14 protein-coding genes and 1 other RNA gene are annotated in these 12,363 nt (G+C 66.4%); 8 read left to right on the forward strand and 7 right to left on the reverse strand.

What is annotated here, in order from left to right:
- Window positions 1-147: 147 nt before the first annotated feature.
- From ACIGKL_RS13115 to ACIGKL_RS13130, 4 genes are all read left to right on the forward strand, one after another.
- Window positions 148-357, forward strand: a complete 210-nt coding sequence (locus ACIGKL_RS13115; protein ID WP_004373292.1) for a TIGR02449 family protein — start codon at window positions 148-150, stop codon at window positions 355-357.
- Entirely contained in the window at window positions 354-659 is a 306-nt protein-coding gene (locus tag ACIGKL_RS13120; protein WP_397487072.1) for a cell division protein ZapA, read from the forward strand. Before ACIGKL_RS13115 ends, ACIGKL_RS13120 begins: the two co-directional genes overlap by 4 nt.
- Before the next feature lie 65 nt (window positions 660-724).
- Window positions 725-903: non-coding RNA, 6S RNA (ssrS, locus tag ACIGKL_RS13125), on the forward strand.
- Window positions 904-958: 55 nt separating this feature from the next.
- Entirely contained in the window at window positions 959-1,555 is a 597-nt protein-coding gene (locus ACIGKL_RS13130) for a 5-formyltetrahydrofolate cyclo-ligase (protein WP_397487073.1), read from the forward strand.
- Window positions 1,556-1,658: 103 nt separating this feature from the next.
- On the opposite strand, the gene ACIGKL_RS13135 is transcribed toward ACIGKL_RS13130, so the two are convergent.
- Window positions 1,659-1,790, reverse strand: a complete 132-nt coding sequence (locus tag ACIGKL_RS13135) for a hypothetical protein (protein ID WP_397487074.1) — start codon at window positions 1,788-1,790, stop codon at window positions 1,659-1,661.
- Window positions 1,791-1,987: 197 nt separating this feature from the next.
- Between ACIGKL_RS13135 and ACIGKL_RS13140 the strand changes: the two genes are divergently transcribed.
- Together ACIGKL_RS13140 and ACIGKL_RS13145 are read left to right on the forward strand one after the other, a co-directional pair.
- Window positions 1,988-2,437 (forward strand): EVE domain-containing protein, encoded by a 450-nt coding sequence (locus tag ACIGKL_RS13140; protein WP_397487075.1) that lies wholly within the window; start codon window positions 1,988-1,990, stop codon window positions 2,435-2,437.
- A gap of 51 nt (window positions 2,438-2,488) precedes the next feature.
- Window positions 2,489-4,333, forward strand: a complete 1,845-nt coding sequence (locus ACIGKL_RS13145; protein WP_397487076.1) for a diguanylate cyclase — start codon at window positions 2,489-2,491, stop codon at window positions 4,331-4,333.
- A gap of 3 nt (window positions 4,334-4,336) precedes the next feature.
- Here ACIGKL_RS13145 and ACIGKL_RS13150 read toward each other — a convergent pair whose 3' ends face one another.
- Complete coding sequence (locus tag ACIGKL_RS13150; protein WP_397487077.1) at window positions 4,337-4,741, reverse strand: flagellar basal body-associated protein FliL; 405 nt, start codon at window positions 4,739-4,741, stop codon at window positions 4,337-4,339.
- A gap of 150 nt (window positions 4,742-4,891) precedes the next feature.
- Here ACIGKL_RS13150 and ACIGKL_RS13155 point away from each other — a divergent pair, with 150 nt between their 5' ends.
- On the forward strand, window positions 4,892-5,872 hold the full coding sequence (locus ACIGKL_RS13155) for an NADPH:quinone oxidoreductase family protein (RefSeq protein ID WP_397487078.1): 981 nt from the start codon (window positions 4,892-4,894) through the stop codon (window positions 5,870-5,872).
- A 77-nt stretch (window positions 5,873-5,949) separates the two neighbouring features.
- Here ACIGKL_RS13155 and ACIGKL_RS13160 read toward each other — a convergent pair whose 3' ends face one another.
- The 5 genes from ACIGKL_RS13160 to ACIGKL_RS13180 form a co-directional block, all read right to left on the reverse strand.
- On the reverse strand, window positions 5,950-6,918 hold the full coding sequence (locus tag ACIGKL_RS13160; RefSeq protein ID WP_397487079.1) for a CDP-6-deoxy-delta-3,4-glucoseen reductase: 969 nt from the start codon (window positions 6,916-6,918) through the stop codon (window positions 5,950-5,952).
- Complete coding sequence (ubiD, locus tag ACIGKL_RS13165) at window positions 6,918-8,384, reverse strand: 4-hydroxy-3-polyprenylbenzoate decarboxylase (RefSeq protein WP_397487080.1); 1,467 nt, start codon at window positions 8,382-8,384, stop codon at window positions 6,918-6,920. Before ubiD ends, ACIGKL_RS13160 begins: the two co-directional genes overlap by 1 nt.
- A 132-nt stretch (window positions 8,385-8,516) precedes the next feature.
- Window positions 8,517-9,776, reverse strand: a complete 1,260-nt coding sequence (rho, locus tag ACIGKL_RS13170; RefSeq protein WP_397487081.1) for a transcription termination factor Rho — start codon at window positions 9,774-9,776, stop codon at window positions 8,517-8,519.
- Window positions 9,777-10,080: 304 nt separating this feature from the next.
- Window positions 10,081-10,407 carry a thioredoxin TrxA gene (gene trxA, locus ACIGKL_RS13175; RefSeq protein WP_021443362.1) on the reverse strand — a complete coding sequence of 109 codons (327 nt, stop codon included), beginning with the start codon at window positions 10,405-10,407 and terminating at the stop codon, window positions 10,081-10,083.
- A gap of 171 nt (window positions 10,408-10,578) precedes the next feature.
- Complete coding sequence (locus ACIGKL_RS13180; RefSeq protein ID WP_397487082.1) at window positions 10,579-11,283, reverse strand: FadR/GntR family transcriptional regulator; 705 nt, start codon at window positions 11,281-11,283, stop codon at window positions 10,579-10,581.
- 287 nt (window positions 11,284-11,570) lie between these two features.
- Here ACIGKL_RS13180 and ACIGKL_RS13185 point away from each other — a divergent pair, with 287 nt between their 5' ends.
- Window positions 11,571-12,356 carry a transporter substrate-binding domain-containing protein gene (locus ACIGKL_RS13185; RefSeq protein WP_397487083.1) on the forward strand — a complete coding sequence of 262 codons (786 nt, stop codon included), beginning with the start codon at window positions 11,571-11,573 and terminating at the stop codon, window positions 12,354-12,356.
- Window positions 12,357-12,363: the final 7 nt, after the last annotated feature.

Here is a 12,363-nt window from a genome sequence, read left to right on the forward strand (position 1 = left end):
CGTATCCTAGCACCGGCAGGCGCGCCAAGACCATCCGAGGCCGCCGGGGCGCCAGCGACGTGCTGGTCACGCCGCGGCCGCCAGGGTTTGACCCGCCGCCGCGACACGCCTATATAGTCCAGCCATTCCCTCCCGAAGCGAGAGCCCATGGAAGACGCCGATCTGCACGTATTGACCGCCAAGCTGGAACTGCTGATCCAGCGCGTCGAGCAGCTCAAGGCTCACAACCGACTCCTGCTGGCGAATGAACAGGCCTGGCGCGAGGAACGCGCCCATCTGATCGAAAAGAACGAATTGGCCCGGCACAAGGTCGAATCGATGATTTCGCGCCTCAAAGCCCTGGAGCAGGACACATGACCCAGTCGAACACCGTGACCGTCCATATCCTGGACAAAGAATATTGCATCGCCTGCCCGCAGGACGAACGCGCCAACCTGGAAAGCGCCGCCCGTTATCTGGACGGCAAGATGCGCGAGATCCGCACCAGCGGCAAGGTGATCGGCGCCGACCGCGTGGCGGTGATGGCCGCGCTGAACATCACCCACGACCTGCTGCACAAGCAGCAGCGCCTGGATCAGGACGCCAGTTCGACGCGCCAGCAGGTGCGCGACCTGCTCGACCGCGTCGACCAGGCGCTGACCGACGACCAGGCCTCCTGAGCCGCCATGCCTGCCACTTCGTCGCAGGCCGCCCCTCGGCCGTGGGCTTCGGGTATACTGGCCGCCACTTCCTGGGGTGTGCGCCAGTTGGGGATGTCCCTGAGCCGATACGCACAACCACGGGGGTTGCATGTTGGGGCCGGTGTGCATGTCCGCCTGACGGAAAGCCTTAACGCCTCCTGCATCCTCCACCTTGAACTTTCGGGTTCAAGGGCTAAACCGACAGCGGCACGCCGGGAAGTCATCCTTTCAGCCAGCGCCCACCCGGGCCGCTGCGCCTCGCTCCGCAGCCTTCCTTCATGACCGCCAGCGCCGCCCCCAGTCGCCCGCAATTGCGCCGCCTGCTGCGCCAGCGCCGCCGCGCGCTTAGCCGCAGCCAGCAACGCCTGGCGGCGCGCAATCTGTATCGCCAGCTGGCGCAACACCCGCGCTTTCGCCGCGCCCGCGATATCGCCCTGTACCTGCCCAGCGACGGCGAGATCGATCCGCGACCGCTGCTGGCCGCGGCGCAGCAGCGCGGCAAGCGCACCTACCTGCCGGTGCTCAGCGCCTGGCCGCGCACCAAGATGGTGTTCCAGCGCATCGATCGGCACGAGAAGCTGGCCGGCAATCGCTTCCGCATCCTCGAGCCACGCCCGCAGCCGGCGCGCCAACGCAAGGTCTGGGCGCTGGACCTGGTGCTGCTGCCGCTGGTGGGCTTCGACGCGCGTGGCGGCCGCCTGGGCATGGGCGGCGGCTTCTACGACCGCAGCCTGGCCTACCTGCACAGGCGCAAAAATTGGCACAAGCCGACGCTATTGGGTCTGGCGCACGAATGTCAGCGGGTGGACGAACTGACGCTGGCCAGCTGGGACGTGCCCTTGCAGGCGACGGTAACGGACAGGGCTTGGTACTAGATCGAAGGCTGGAGGTTAGGCTGATCACGGTGCGCGCGGCGCACCCTACCTGGGGGAAGTGGCACCGCGTTCCCTGCGGCGCTGGAGGCGGGCGACCCGAAACTCAGGGCTGCTGCGACACGTTGACCGGGACGTCCTGCTGACGCTCCCAAAGGCTCTGGGTGTAACCCGTGGTAACCACGCCCAGGCTGAACAGTACTACGAGAACCCACAAAAGATCTGGCTTGCGTTTCATCTATTGCCTCCCCCTTCAAGGCAACTGCGCACGTTGATCGCGGCGTTATTGTTTTATGCAATCCGACGTCGCCAAGCGTTAAGCCGGGCATTTTCCGCCAGTGCCGAGCACTGTGCAATTTCCGGCGCCAACCGGCCGTCGGAGATCTCCACTCAAACGAGCGTCCGCTTACGGACCGGTCTGCAGGAGCAAAGTTCATGCCTTATTGGCTGATGAAGTCCGAACCCGACGAATTATCCATCCACGACCTGCAGCGCCTGGGCCGCGCGCGCTGGGACGGCGTGCGCAACTACCAGGCGCGCAACTTCCTGCGCGCCATGGCGCCGGGCGAGCTGTTCTTCTTCTACCACTCCAGCTGCCCGCAGCCGGGCATCGCCGGCATCGGCCGCATCGCCGGGCCGGTCTACCCCGATCCCACCGCGCTGGAGCCAGACAGCCACTACTTCGACGCCAAGGCCAGTGCCGAGAAGAATCCCTGGAGCGCACTGGACGTCGAGTTCGTCGAGGCCTTCGCCGAAGTGCTGCCGCTGCCGCAGCTGAAGAACAATCCACTGCTGGCCGAACTGGCGCTGGTGCAGCGCGGCAGCCGGCTGTCGGTGATGCCGGTGGGCGCGGCCGAATGGGCGGCGATTCTCGCCATGCGTTGAGTCGCAGCCGGCACTGTGCTATCACCACAGGGAAGCCTTCGGAGTCCGCCCATGCCGGCACCTTCCGCCTGGCCGGCGCGCCTGGCGTTGGCCCTCCTCCTCGTGGTGCTGAGCAGCGCCAGCGTGCTGCTCTGGCGTCAGCTCGAAGGCGAGCAGCGGCAGCGCCTGGACGAGCGCCTCGGTTACCAGGCGCGCAGCCTGGCCCGGCAGCTGGAAAGCACCCTGCACCTGGAAGTGGCCAGCCTCGAACGCATCGCCCGCCTGTGGAACAGCCTGGGTCGGCTGCCGCGCGCCAGCTGGGAAGAGGAGGTGGCCCACGCGCTGCGCGGCTTCCCCGCCTATCAGTCGATCCAATGGGTCGGCGACGACCTGCGCATGCGCTGGCTGCTGCCACTGGCCGGTAACGAGGCGGCGCGCAACTTCCGTCTGTTTCCCGAGCACCCCAACTACCCGCTGGCCATGCAGGCGCGCGACAGCGGCGAACAGCGTTTCTCCAACAGCTTCGAGCTGGTCCAGGGCGGCCGCGGCTTCGTCCTCTACACCCCGCTGTACCGCGACGAGGGCGGCGCGCGGGTATTCGACGGCTTCCTCCAGGGGGTGTTTCGCGTCGAGCCGCTGATGCTGCAGCTGCTCGGCCAGATCGACCGCGACGCCTTCAACCTGGAGCTGCTGGAAAACGGCCACAGCCTGTTTCGCCACGGCCAGGTCGACGCCACGCCAGGGCTGAGCCAGCGAGTCGAGCTGCAGCTGCTCAACAACCGCGGCTTCAGTTTGCGCCTGAGCCCTACCGATCAGTTGCTCGCCCAGCTGAACACGCCGCTGCCCGGCGTGGTGCTCGGCGCCGGCCTGGCGATCAGCCTGCTGCTGGTCGCCGCCCTGGCCCTGGCCCTGGAGAACAGCCAGCGCGCCCACGCCCTGCAGGCGGCCAACCGGCGTTTCAAGGTGGAGGCGACGCGCCGCGAGGAAACCGAGCAGCGCCTGTCGGAGAACCGCGAACGCCTGCAGCTGGTGCTCGACCTGACCGACTCCAGCCACGACGGCCTGTTCATCTTCGACAGCGCCAGCCGCGAGCTGCTGCATATGAACCAGGCCACCTACGCCAGCCTCGGCTATCGCCCCGAGCAGTTCGCCCAGCTGCTGCGCGACGACCCGGAAAAACTCCTGCCCGGCTTTCACCGCTGGCTGGAGCAGGCGCGCCAGGCGCAGCGCGACAACCTCTCGCGAATCTTCCAGCGCGAGCTGATCCGCCGCGACGGCAGCCGCCAGCCGGCCGAGATCAACACCCAGCTGGTGCAGCTGCACGGCCGCGAGTACTTGATCGCGGTGTCGCGCGACAACAGCGAGCGCCTGCAACTGGAGGCCCAGCTGCAGCGCCTGTCGCAGCTCGACGGCCTGACCGGGCTGTACAACCGGCGCTACTTCGACCAGCAGCTACAGGCCGAATGGCGCCGCCTGCGGCGCATCGGCGCGCCGCTGGCGCTGCTGATGCTGGATATCGACCACTTCAAGGCCTACAACGACGCGCTCGGCCACCTGGCCGGCGACGACGCCCTGCGCAGGGTCAGCACGGTGCTGCAGGAGAGCCTGCAACGCGAGGGCGACGTGGCCTGCCGCTACGGCGGCGAGGAGTTCGCCATTATCCTCGCCAACACCGGTCTGGAGGGCGGCGAGCACGTCGCCGCGCGCATCCACGCGGCCATCGCCCGCCTCGACATCGCCCACCCGGGCAGCCCGCTGGGCCGCCTGAGCCTGAGCATCGGCCTGACCGTGGTCGACCCGGTCAGCGACGAGGCGCCCGGCGAGCTGCTCGCCCAGGGCGACCAGGCGCTGTACCGGGCCAAGCACGAGGGGCGCAACCGCACCTGCCTGTGGCAGCCCGCGGCGGCGCCGGAATGAGCGCTACTGGATGATCAGGTTGTTGAACAGCAGGTCTTCCACCACCGGCTTGCCCTCCTCCGCCTCGAGCGCCTGCTGCACCTGGGTGAGCGCCTGCTGGCGCAGCTTCTCGCGGCCGTCGGGGGCGTTGATGGTTTCGCTGGTCTGGGCGGAGAACAGCAGCACCAGCTGATGGCGGATCAGCGGGTCGTGGTGCTTGATCCGCGCCTCGGCCTCGGCGCCGCTGACGCGCAGGGCCACGTCGGCCTTGAAGAACTTCAGCCGATTGCCGCCGTCGCCGAGGTTGCCGATCAGTGCCGGCACCAGGTTGTAATAGAGCGTCTGCGGCGCTTCTTCTTTCTGCGCCTCCTCGGCCAGGGCGGGCAGGCACAGCGACAGGCTCAGCAACAGGGCGCTCATCAGTTTCACGGGCAATCACTCCATCGGGGGTGCGCCTAGCATAGCCATCCGCACGCCCGCACCCAAGGCTTATGCCGGCCTATCAGGCGCGAGCATGCTCGTTGACCGCCCCGGACACCCTCCTACACTGCAAGCCACCTTTGTAAAGGAAGCCATCCGATGAAAGCCCTGCTGTGCAAAGCCTTCGGCCCCGCCGAAACCCTGGTGCTGGAAGAGATCGCCAGCCCCGAGCCGAAAAAGAACGAGGTGCTGATCGAGGTTCACGCCGCCGGGGTCAACTTCCCCGACACCCTGATCATCGAGGGCAAGTACCAGTTCAAGCCGCCCTTCCCCTTCGCCCCGGGCGGCGAGGCGGCCGGCGTGGTCAAGGCGGTGGGCGAGAAGGTCAGTCACCTGCGCGCCGGCGACCGGGTGATGGCGCTGACCGGTTGGGGCGGCTTCGCCGAGGAAGTGGCGGTGCCGGCCTACAACGTGCTGCCGGTACCCAAGAGCATGGACCTGACCACCGCGGCCGCCTTCGGCATGACCTACGGCACCTCGATGCACGCGCTGAAGCAGCGCGCCAACCTGCAGCCGGGCGAAACCCTGCTGGTGCTCGGCGCCTCCGGCGGCGTCGGCCTGGCGGCGGTGGAAATCGGCAAGGCCATGGGCGCCAAGGTGATCGCCGCGGCCAGCACGGCGGAGAAACTGGAGGTGGCGCGCCAGGCCGGCGCCGACCAGCTGATCAACTACAGCGAGCAGAGCCTGAAGGACGAGGTGAAGAAGCTCACCAATGGTCAGGGCGTCGACGTGATCTACGACCCGGTGGGCGGCACGCTGTTCGAGGAGGCCTTCCGCAGCATCGCCTGGAACGGCCGCTTCCTGGTGGTCGGCTTCGCCGCCGGCGGCGGCATCCCGGCGCTGCCGGCCAACCTGCCGCTGCTCAAGGGCGCATCGCTGGTCGGCGTGTTCTGGGGCTCCTTCGCCCAGCGCCAGCCGCAGGACAACGCCGAGAACTTCCAGCAGCTGTTCGCCTGGCACGCCGAAGGCAAACTCAAGCCGCTGGTGTCGCAGAGCTTCCCGCTGGCGCGCGGCGGCGAAGCGATCAATGCACTCGGCCAGCGCAAGGCGGTGGGCAAGGTGGTGGTGCAGGTTCGCTAGGGTGCGCTATGCGCACCGAGCCCGGCTCGATGCGCACGCCGACATGAGCAAAGCCGCCCTCGGGCGGCTTTTTCAGTTCAGCCCCGCGGCGCGTAGGCGAATACGTCGGCGCGCATCTGGTGGGCGTCCATGCCGGCTTCGACCAGGGCATCCAGCGTGGCATAGACCATCGCCGGCGAGCCGCTGGCATAGACGTGCAGCGTCTTGAGGTCGGCGAAATCCTCGCGCACCGCCTCGTGCAACAGGCCGCAGCGCCCCGCCCAGACGCCCGAATCGCTGACCACCTGATGCAGGTGCAGGTTGGTCAGGCGCTGCCAGTCGCTCCAGTGCGGCAGCTCATAGAAATCGTCGGGCCGGCGCGCGCCCCAGTACAGGTGCACCGGATGGGCGAAGCCGGCGGCGCGGCAGTGTTCGATCAGGCTGTGCATCTGCGCCATGCCGGTGCCGGCGGCGATCAGCACCAGCGGCCCGTCCGGCAGCTCGGCCAGGTGGGTGTCGCCGAACGGCAGCTGCACGCGGGCGAAGCCCTGCGCGCGCAGGTGCGCCAGCAGCGTCCGGGTATTGTCGTCGCGCGCCAGGATATGCAGCTCCAGCTCGCGCCCACCATGCGGCGCCGAGGCCAGGGAGAAGGCCGCCAGTTCGCCGTCGTGCCGCTGCAGCAGCAGGTACTGCCCGGCGTGGTAGCGCGGCGCCTTGCCGGCCGGCGCACGCAGGCGCACACGGAACACGTCGCCGCCGACGTCCTGGCATTCGATCAGTTGGCAGCTGAGTTCGCGCACCGGCAGCTCGCCGGGCGCCAGCACGCCATCCCAGTGCAGCACGCAGTCCTGCAGCGGCTCGGCCAGGCAGGTGAACAGCTCGCCGTGATCCAGCTCGGCGCCGTTCTGCCGCACCCGCCCGTCCACCAGCAAGGCGGCGCAGATATGGCAGTTGCCGTTGCGGCAGCTCTGCGGGCAGTCGTAGCCGAGGCGGCGGGCGCCGTCGAGGATGCGTTCGCCCGGCTGCAGGGCGAGGGTGACGCCGGAGGGTTGCAGGGTGACCTTCATCAATCGATTCCCAGCTCGCCCCAGAGTGCGTCGACGCGCGCCACCACGGCCGCATCCTTCTCGATCACCCGACCCCATTCGCGACTGGTCTCGCCCGGCCACTTGTGGGTGGCGTCCAGGCCCATCTTCGAGCCCAGGCCGGAGATCGGCGAGGCGAAGTCGAGGTAGTCGATCGGCGTATTGTCGATCATCACCGTGTCGCGCTTGGGGTCCATGCGCGTGGTAATCGCCCAGATCACGTCGTTCCAGTCCCGTGCGTTGATGTCGTCGTCGGTGACGATAACGAACTTGGTGTACATGAACTGTCGCAGGAACGACCACACCCCCAGCATTACGCGCTTGGCGTGGCCCGGGTACTGCTTCTTCATGGTCACCACCGCCATGCGGTAGGAACAGCCTTCGGGCGGCAGGTAGAAGTCGGTGATCTCGGGGAACTGCTTCTGCAGGATCGGCACGAACACCTCGTTCAGCGCCACGCCGAGAATCGCCGGCTCATCCGGCGGCCGCCCGGTGTAGGTGCTGTGGTAGATCGGCTGCTGTCTGCGGGTGATGCGCTCGACGGTGAACACCGGGAAGCTGTCGACCTCGTTGTAGTAGCCGGTGTGGTCGCCGTAGGGGCCTTCCGGCGCGGTCTCGCCCGGATGGATCACCCCTTCGAGCACGATCTCGGCGCTGGCCGGCACCTGCAGCTCGCTGCCACGCGCCTTGATCAGCTCGGTGCGATGACCGCGCAAGAGGCCGGCGAAGGCGTATTCGGACAGGGTATCCGGCACCGGGGTGACCGCGCCGAGAATGGTTGCCGGATCGGCACCCAGCGCGACACAGACCGGATAGGGTTTGTCCGGATGCTTCTGGCACCACTCGCGGTAATCCAGCGCGCCGCCGCGGTGGCTGAGCCAGCGCATGATCAGCTTGTTGCGGCCGATCACCTGCTGGCGGTAGATGCCGAGGTTCTGCCGTTCCTTGTTCGGCCCCTTGGTGATGGTCAGGCCCCAGGTGATCAGCGGCGCCACGTCGCCCGGCCAGCAGTGCTGGATCGGCAGCTGGCTCAGGTCGACCTCGTCGCCCTCCTCGATCACCTCGTGGCAGGGCGCGTCCTTGACCACCTTGGGCGCCATGGCAATGACCTTCTTGAAGATCGGCAGCTTGCTCCAGGCATCCTTGAGCCCCTTGGGCGGCTCCGGTTCCTTGAGAAAGGCCAGCAGCCGGCCTATCTCGCGCAGCTCGCTCACATCCTCGGCGCCCATGCCCAGGGCCACCCGTTTTGGGGTGCCGAACAGGTTGCCGAGCACCGGCACGTCGAAGCCGCTGGGCTTTTCGAACAGCAGCGCCGGGCCGCCCTTGCGCAGGGTGCGGTCGCAGATTTCGGTCATTTCCAGGATGGGCGAAACCGGGGTCTGGATGCGCTTGAGTTCGCCGCGCTGTTCAAGTTCGCGGATGAAGTCGCGTAGATCGCGATACTGCATGCAGGAGCCTCGTGTCGGGCTGGCTGGAGTCGGGCGCAAAGTTTAGCGCCGAAGTCGGGCTTTCAGAAGGCGCGGCGGGAGCGCAGATAGCAAAAGGCCGGGTTTCCCCGGCCTCATGACAAGACGCGACGCTTACTTGCGCTTCATCGACAGGAAGAACTCGTCGTTGGTCTTGGTCGCTTTCAGCTTGTCGATAAGGAACTCGATGGCGGCGATCTCGTCCATCGGGTGCAGCAGCTTGCGCAGGATCCACATGCGCGACAGCTCTTCCTCGCCGGTCAGCAGCTCTTCGCGACGGGTGCCCGACTTGTTGATGTTGATCGCCGGGAACACGCGCTTCTCGGAGACGCGACGGTCGAGGATCAGCTCCATGTTGCCGGTGCCCTTGAATTCCTCGTAGATCACCTCGTCCATCTTCGAGCCGGTTTCGATCAGCGCGGTGGCGAGGATGGTCAGGCTGCCGCCTTCCTCGATGTTACGCGCGGCGCCGAAGAAGCGCTTCGGCTTCTCCAGGGCGTGGGCGTCGACACCACCGGTGAGCACCTTGCCGGAGCTCGGGATCACGGTGTTGTAGGCACGCGCCAGGCGGGTGATGGAGTCGAGCAGGATGACCACGTCCTTCTTGTGCTCGACCAGGCGCTTGGCCTTCTCGATCACCATCTCGGCGACCTGCACGTGGCGGGTCGGCGGCTCGTCGAAGGTGGAGGCAACCACTTCGCCGCGCACGGTGCGCTGCATCTCGGTCACTTCCTCCGGGCGCTCGTCGATCAGCAGGACGATCAGGTGCACTTCCGGGTTGTTGCGCGTGATGTTCGAGGCGATGTTCTGCAGCATGATGGTCTTGCCCGCTTTCGGCGGGGCGACGATCAGGCCGCGCTGGCCCTTGCCGATCGGCGCGCAGAGGTCGATCACGCGGCCGGTGATGTCCTCGGTGGAGCCGTTGCCGGCCTCCATGGTCAGGCGCTTGTTGGGGAACAGCGGCGTCAGGTTCTCGAACAGGATTTTGTTCTTGGCGTTTTCCGGACGGTCGAAGTTGATGCTGTCGACCTTGAGCAGGGCGAAGTAACGCTCGCCTTCCTTCGGCGGGCGGATCTTGCCGACAATGGTGTCGCCGGTACGCAGGTTGAAACGGCGGATCTGGCTGGGCGAGACGTAGATATCGTCAGGGCCGGCCAGGTAGGAGGAATCGGCGCTACGGAGGAAGCCGAAACCGTCCTGGAGAATCTCCAGCACGCCGTCGCCGGAAATTTCCTCGCCGCCTTTGGCATGCTTTTTCAGCAGGGCGAAGATGATGTCCTGCTTGCGCGAACGAGCCATGTTTTCCAGGCCCATCTGTTCGGCCATGTCCAGCAGTTCGGCAATCGGCTTTTGCTTGAGTTCGGTCAGATTCATAGGAATGACGTGATCATCGAGAGGAGAAGAAAGCTGTTAGCTTGAGAGGCCGCGCCGCAGGGAAGGCGACAGGATCGCGAACGAGTTCGTATAGGAATGAGTCGGCGACGGCATGCAGAGGGCTGCGTAGGAAACGCAGCGAGGCCGAATTTAACACCGTGAAAAATCAGCGTCTAGCCCGAAAAACGAAAAAAGCCCGCACAGGGCAGGGCTTCTTCAGAGCGGTAGGGTGGGCTTCAGCCCACCACCACGCCAACTGCAACCAGCTCGGTGGGCTGAAGCCCACCCTACTTCTTCAGCCCCCTCAGATATTGCTGTCGAGGAAGGCCGCCAGTTGCGACTTGGACAGCGCGCCGACCTTGGTCGCCTCGACGTTGCCGTTCTTGAACAGCATCAGGGTCGGGATGCCGCGCACGCCGAACTTCGGCGGGGTTTCCTGGTTCTCGTCGATGTTCAGCTTGCACACCTTGAGCTTGCCCTGGTAGTCCTTGGCGATCTCGTCGAGCACTGGGGCGATCATCTTGCACGGGCCGCACCACTCAGCCCAGTAGTCGACCAGAACCGGACCCTCGGCCTGGAGGACATCCTGGTCGAAGCTGGCATCGCTGACGTTGGTGATGAATTCGCTCATGGGGAGTCTCCGTATATTCGGAAGCAAAAAATTGCCGGGAGGAATTTTTGACGTCGCTTGCGACGGCCCGAAGGGTTGCCGCCAGGGATGGCCGGCAACCAAAAAGTGGCGCCATCATAGCCCGGCTTGAGTGACACCGAAAGGCGCGGACAATTGAGTCACTCAATAGTTTCAATCACCAAGTGTGATGAAGGCGATGCCGGTGCGCAGCGCGGCGGCGCGAATGTGCTGCTGCATGGCCTTCTGCGCCGGCCCCGCGGCATGCCGGGCCAGGGCCTTGAGGATCTTGCGATGCTCCTGCCAGGTCTCCATGGCCCGCTCCGGGCGGATAAACGGCAGTTTCTGGCTTTCCAGGAAGATCTCCGCACTGGAGGCCACCAGGGCGAACATCGCCTGGTTGCCGCTGGCGGCTAGGATGCGCTGGTGGAATTCGAAGTCCAGCCGCGCGGCGCGCTCGAAATCGCCGGCGCGCAGCTCGCGGCGCATCTGCTCGACGTTGTCTTCGAGCAGATCCAGCTCCTGCGCGGTCAGCACCCCGGCGGCCAGGCCACAGGCGAAGCCCTCCAGGGCGAAGCGCAGCTGGAAGGTATCGGCCGCCGACACCTGCGCGTCGAAGGGCCAGACGAAGCCGCTCGCCGCCTCGGCCTTGGCCGGCTCCTGCACGAACACCCCCTTGCCGGCCTGCACGCTGACCAGGCCCAGCGCGCTGAGCGAGGACAGCGCCTCGCGCAAGGACGCGCGACTGACCCCCAGGCGCTCGGCCAGGTCGCGCTGCGACGGCAGCGCATCGCCCGGGCGATAGCCCTCGCTCTCGATCAGCTGACGGATCGCCTGCAGGGCGTATTCGGGTACGGCGCGGGGAGCGGTGGCGTGCATGACTGTTCGGGCCGGTCAGTCCAGTGAAGCCGCCTTTGTACGGCCAGACGCCCACTCCAGGCAAGCGACGCCCCCTTGTGGAACAGCACTCCGCGCGAACGCACCGAGATGGTCCAGAAACCCTTCTGACCAATTGGTCAGCTACGCCAACTGTTCAGACCAGTAAGACCTTGTTTCCACTCGCCTGCAGCGACGCAAGCCCCGATTTTATTGAATTTGGCACAGGCGATGCACTGCACGAACCCAGCAAAACGCTGCAGTTTTCGTTTATTCATCGGGAGTTCGACATGCGCACATTTCACCGCACCCTGCTGGCTACCCTGTTCGCCGCCCTGGCCTTCGGCGCCAGCACCGTTCACGCCGATGCGCTCGACGACATCGGCAAGGCCGGCGTGCTGAAGGTCGCCGTGCCGCAGGATTTCCCGCCCTTCGGCTCGGTCGGCCCGGACCTGCAGCCGCGCGGCCTGGATATCGACACCGCGCAGCTGCTGGCCGACAAGCTGGCGGTGAAGCTGGAGCTGACCCCGGTCAACAGCACCAACCGCATTCCCTTCCTCACCACCGGCAAGGTCGACCTGGTGATTTCCAGCCTCGGCAAGAACCCGGAGCGCGAGGCGGTGATCGACTTCTCTGCCGCCTACGCGCCCTTCTACCTCGGCGTGTTCGGCCCGGAGGACGCCGCCATCGCCGGCCTCGACGACCTGACCGGCAAGACCATCAGCGTCACCCGCGGCTCGGTGGAGGACATCGAACTGAGCAAGGTCGCGCCGCAAGGCGCCACCCTCAAGCGCTTCGAGGACAACAACTCGACTATCGCCGCCTACCTCTCCGGCCAGGTCGAGCTGATCGCCAGCGGCAACGTGGTGATGGTGGCCATCGCCGAACGCAATCCCAAGCGCATTCCGAGCATGAAACTCAAGCTCAAGGACTCGCCGGTCTACGTCGGCGTGAACAAGAACCAGGCCGCGTTGCTGGACAAGGTCAATGCCGTCATCGCCGCCGCCAAGGCCGACGGCAGCCTCGAGGCGATCAGCCAGAAGTGGCTGAAGCAGCCGCTGCCGGCCGGCCTCTGAGCCGCGC

Origin of the sequence: Pseudomonas sp. NPDC077186 (assembly GCF_044543505.1) — a bacterium.
In the GTDB taxonomy this organism is placed as follows: Bacteria; Pseudomonadota; Gammaproteobacteria; order Pseudomonadales; family Pseudomonadaceae; genus Aquipseudomonas.

What these genes read in the sequence shown, in the direction of transcription:
- ACIGKL_RS13155 (WP_397487078.1), top strand. Translation starts at nt 4,892, where the DNA reads ATGAAAGCCCTGCTGTGCAAAGCCTTCGGCCCCGCCGAAACCCTGGTG.
- ACIGKL_RS13130 (WP_397487073.1), top strand. Translation starts at nt 959, where the DNA reads ATGACCGCCAGCGCCGCCCCCAGTCGCCCGCAATTGCGCCGCCTGCTG.
- ACIGKL_RS13160 (WP_397487079.1), bottom strand. Translation starts at nt 6,918, where the DNA reads ATGAAGGTCACCCTGCAACCCTCCGGCGTCACCCTCGCCCTGCAGCCG.
- trxA (WP_021443362.1), bottom strand. Translation starts at nt 10,407, where the DNA reads ATGAGCGAATTCATCACCAACGTCAGCGATGCCAGCTTCGACCAGGAT.
- ACIGKL_RS13185 (WP_397487083.1), top strand. Translation starts at nt 11,571, where the DNA reads ATGCGCACATTTCACCGCACCCTGCTGGCTACCCTGTTCGCCGCCCTG.
- ACIGKL_RS13145 (WP_397487076.1), top strand. Translation starts at nt 2,489, where the DNA reads ATGCCGGCACCTTCCGCCTGGCCGGCGCGCCTGGCGTTGGCCCTCCTC.
- ACIGKL_RS13180 (WP_397487082.1), bottom strand. Translation starts at nt 11,283, where the DNA reads ATGCACGCCACCGCTCCCCGCGCCGTACCCGAATACGCCCTGCAGGCG.
- ACIGKL_RS13140 (WP_397487075.1), top strand. Translation starts at nt 1,988, where the DNA reads ATGCCTTATTGGCTGATGAAGTCCGAACCCGACGAATTATCCATCCAC.
- ACIGKL_RS13120 (WP_397487072.1), top strand. Translation starts at nt 354, where the DNA reads ATGACCCAGTCGAACACCGTGACCGTCCATATCCTGGACAAAGAATAT.
- rho (WP_397487081.1), bottom strand. Translation starts at nt 9,776, where the DNA reads ATGAATCTGACCGAACTCAAGCAAAAGCCGATTGCCGAACTGCTGGAC.
- ACIGKL_RS13135 (WP_397487074.1), bottom strand. Translation starts at nt 1,790, where the DNA reads ATGAAACGCAAGCCAGATCTTTTGTGGGTTCTCGTAGTACTGTTCAGC.
- ACIGKL_RS13115 (WP_004373292.1), top strand. Translation starts at nt 148, where the DNA reads ATGGAAGACGCCGATCTGCACGTATTGACCGCCAAGCTGGAACTGCTG.
- ubiD (WP_397487080.1), bottom strand. Translation starts at nt 8,384, where the DNA reads ATGCAGTATCGCGATCTACGCGACTTCATCCGCGAACTTGAACAGCGC.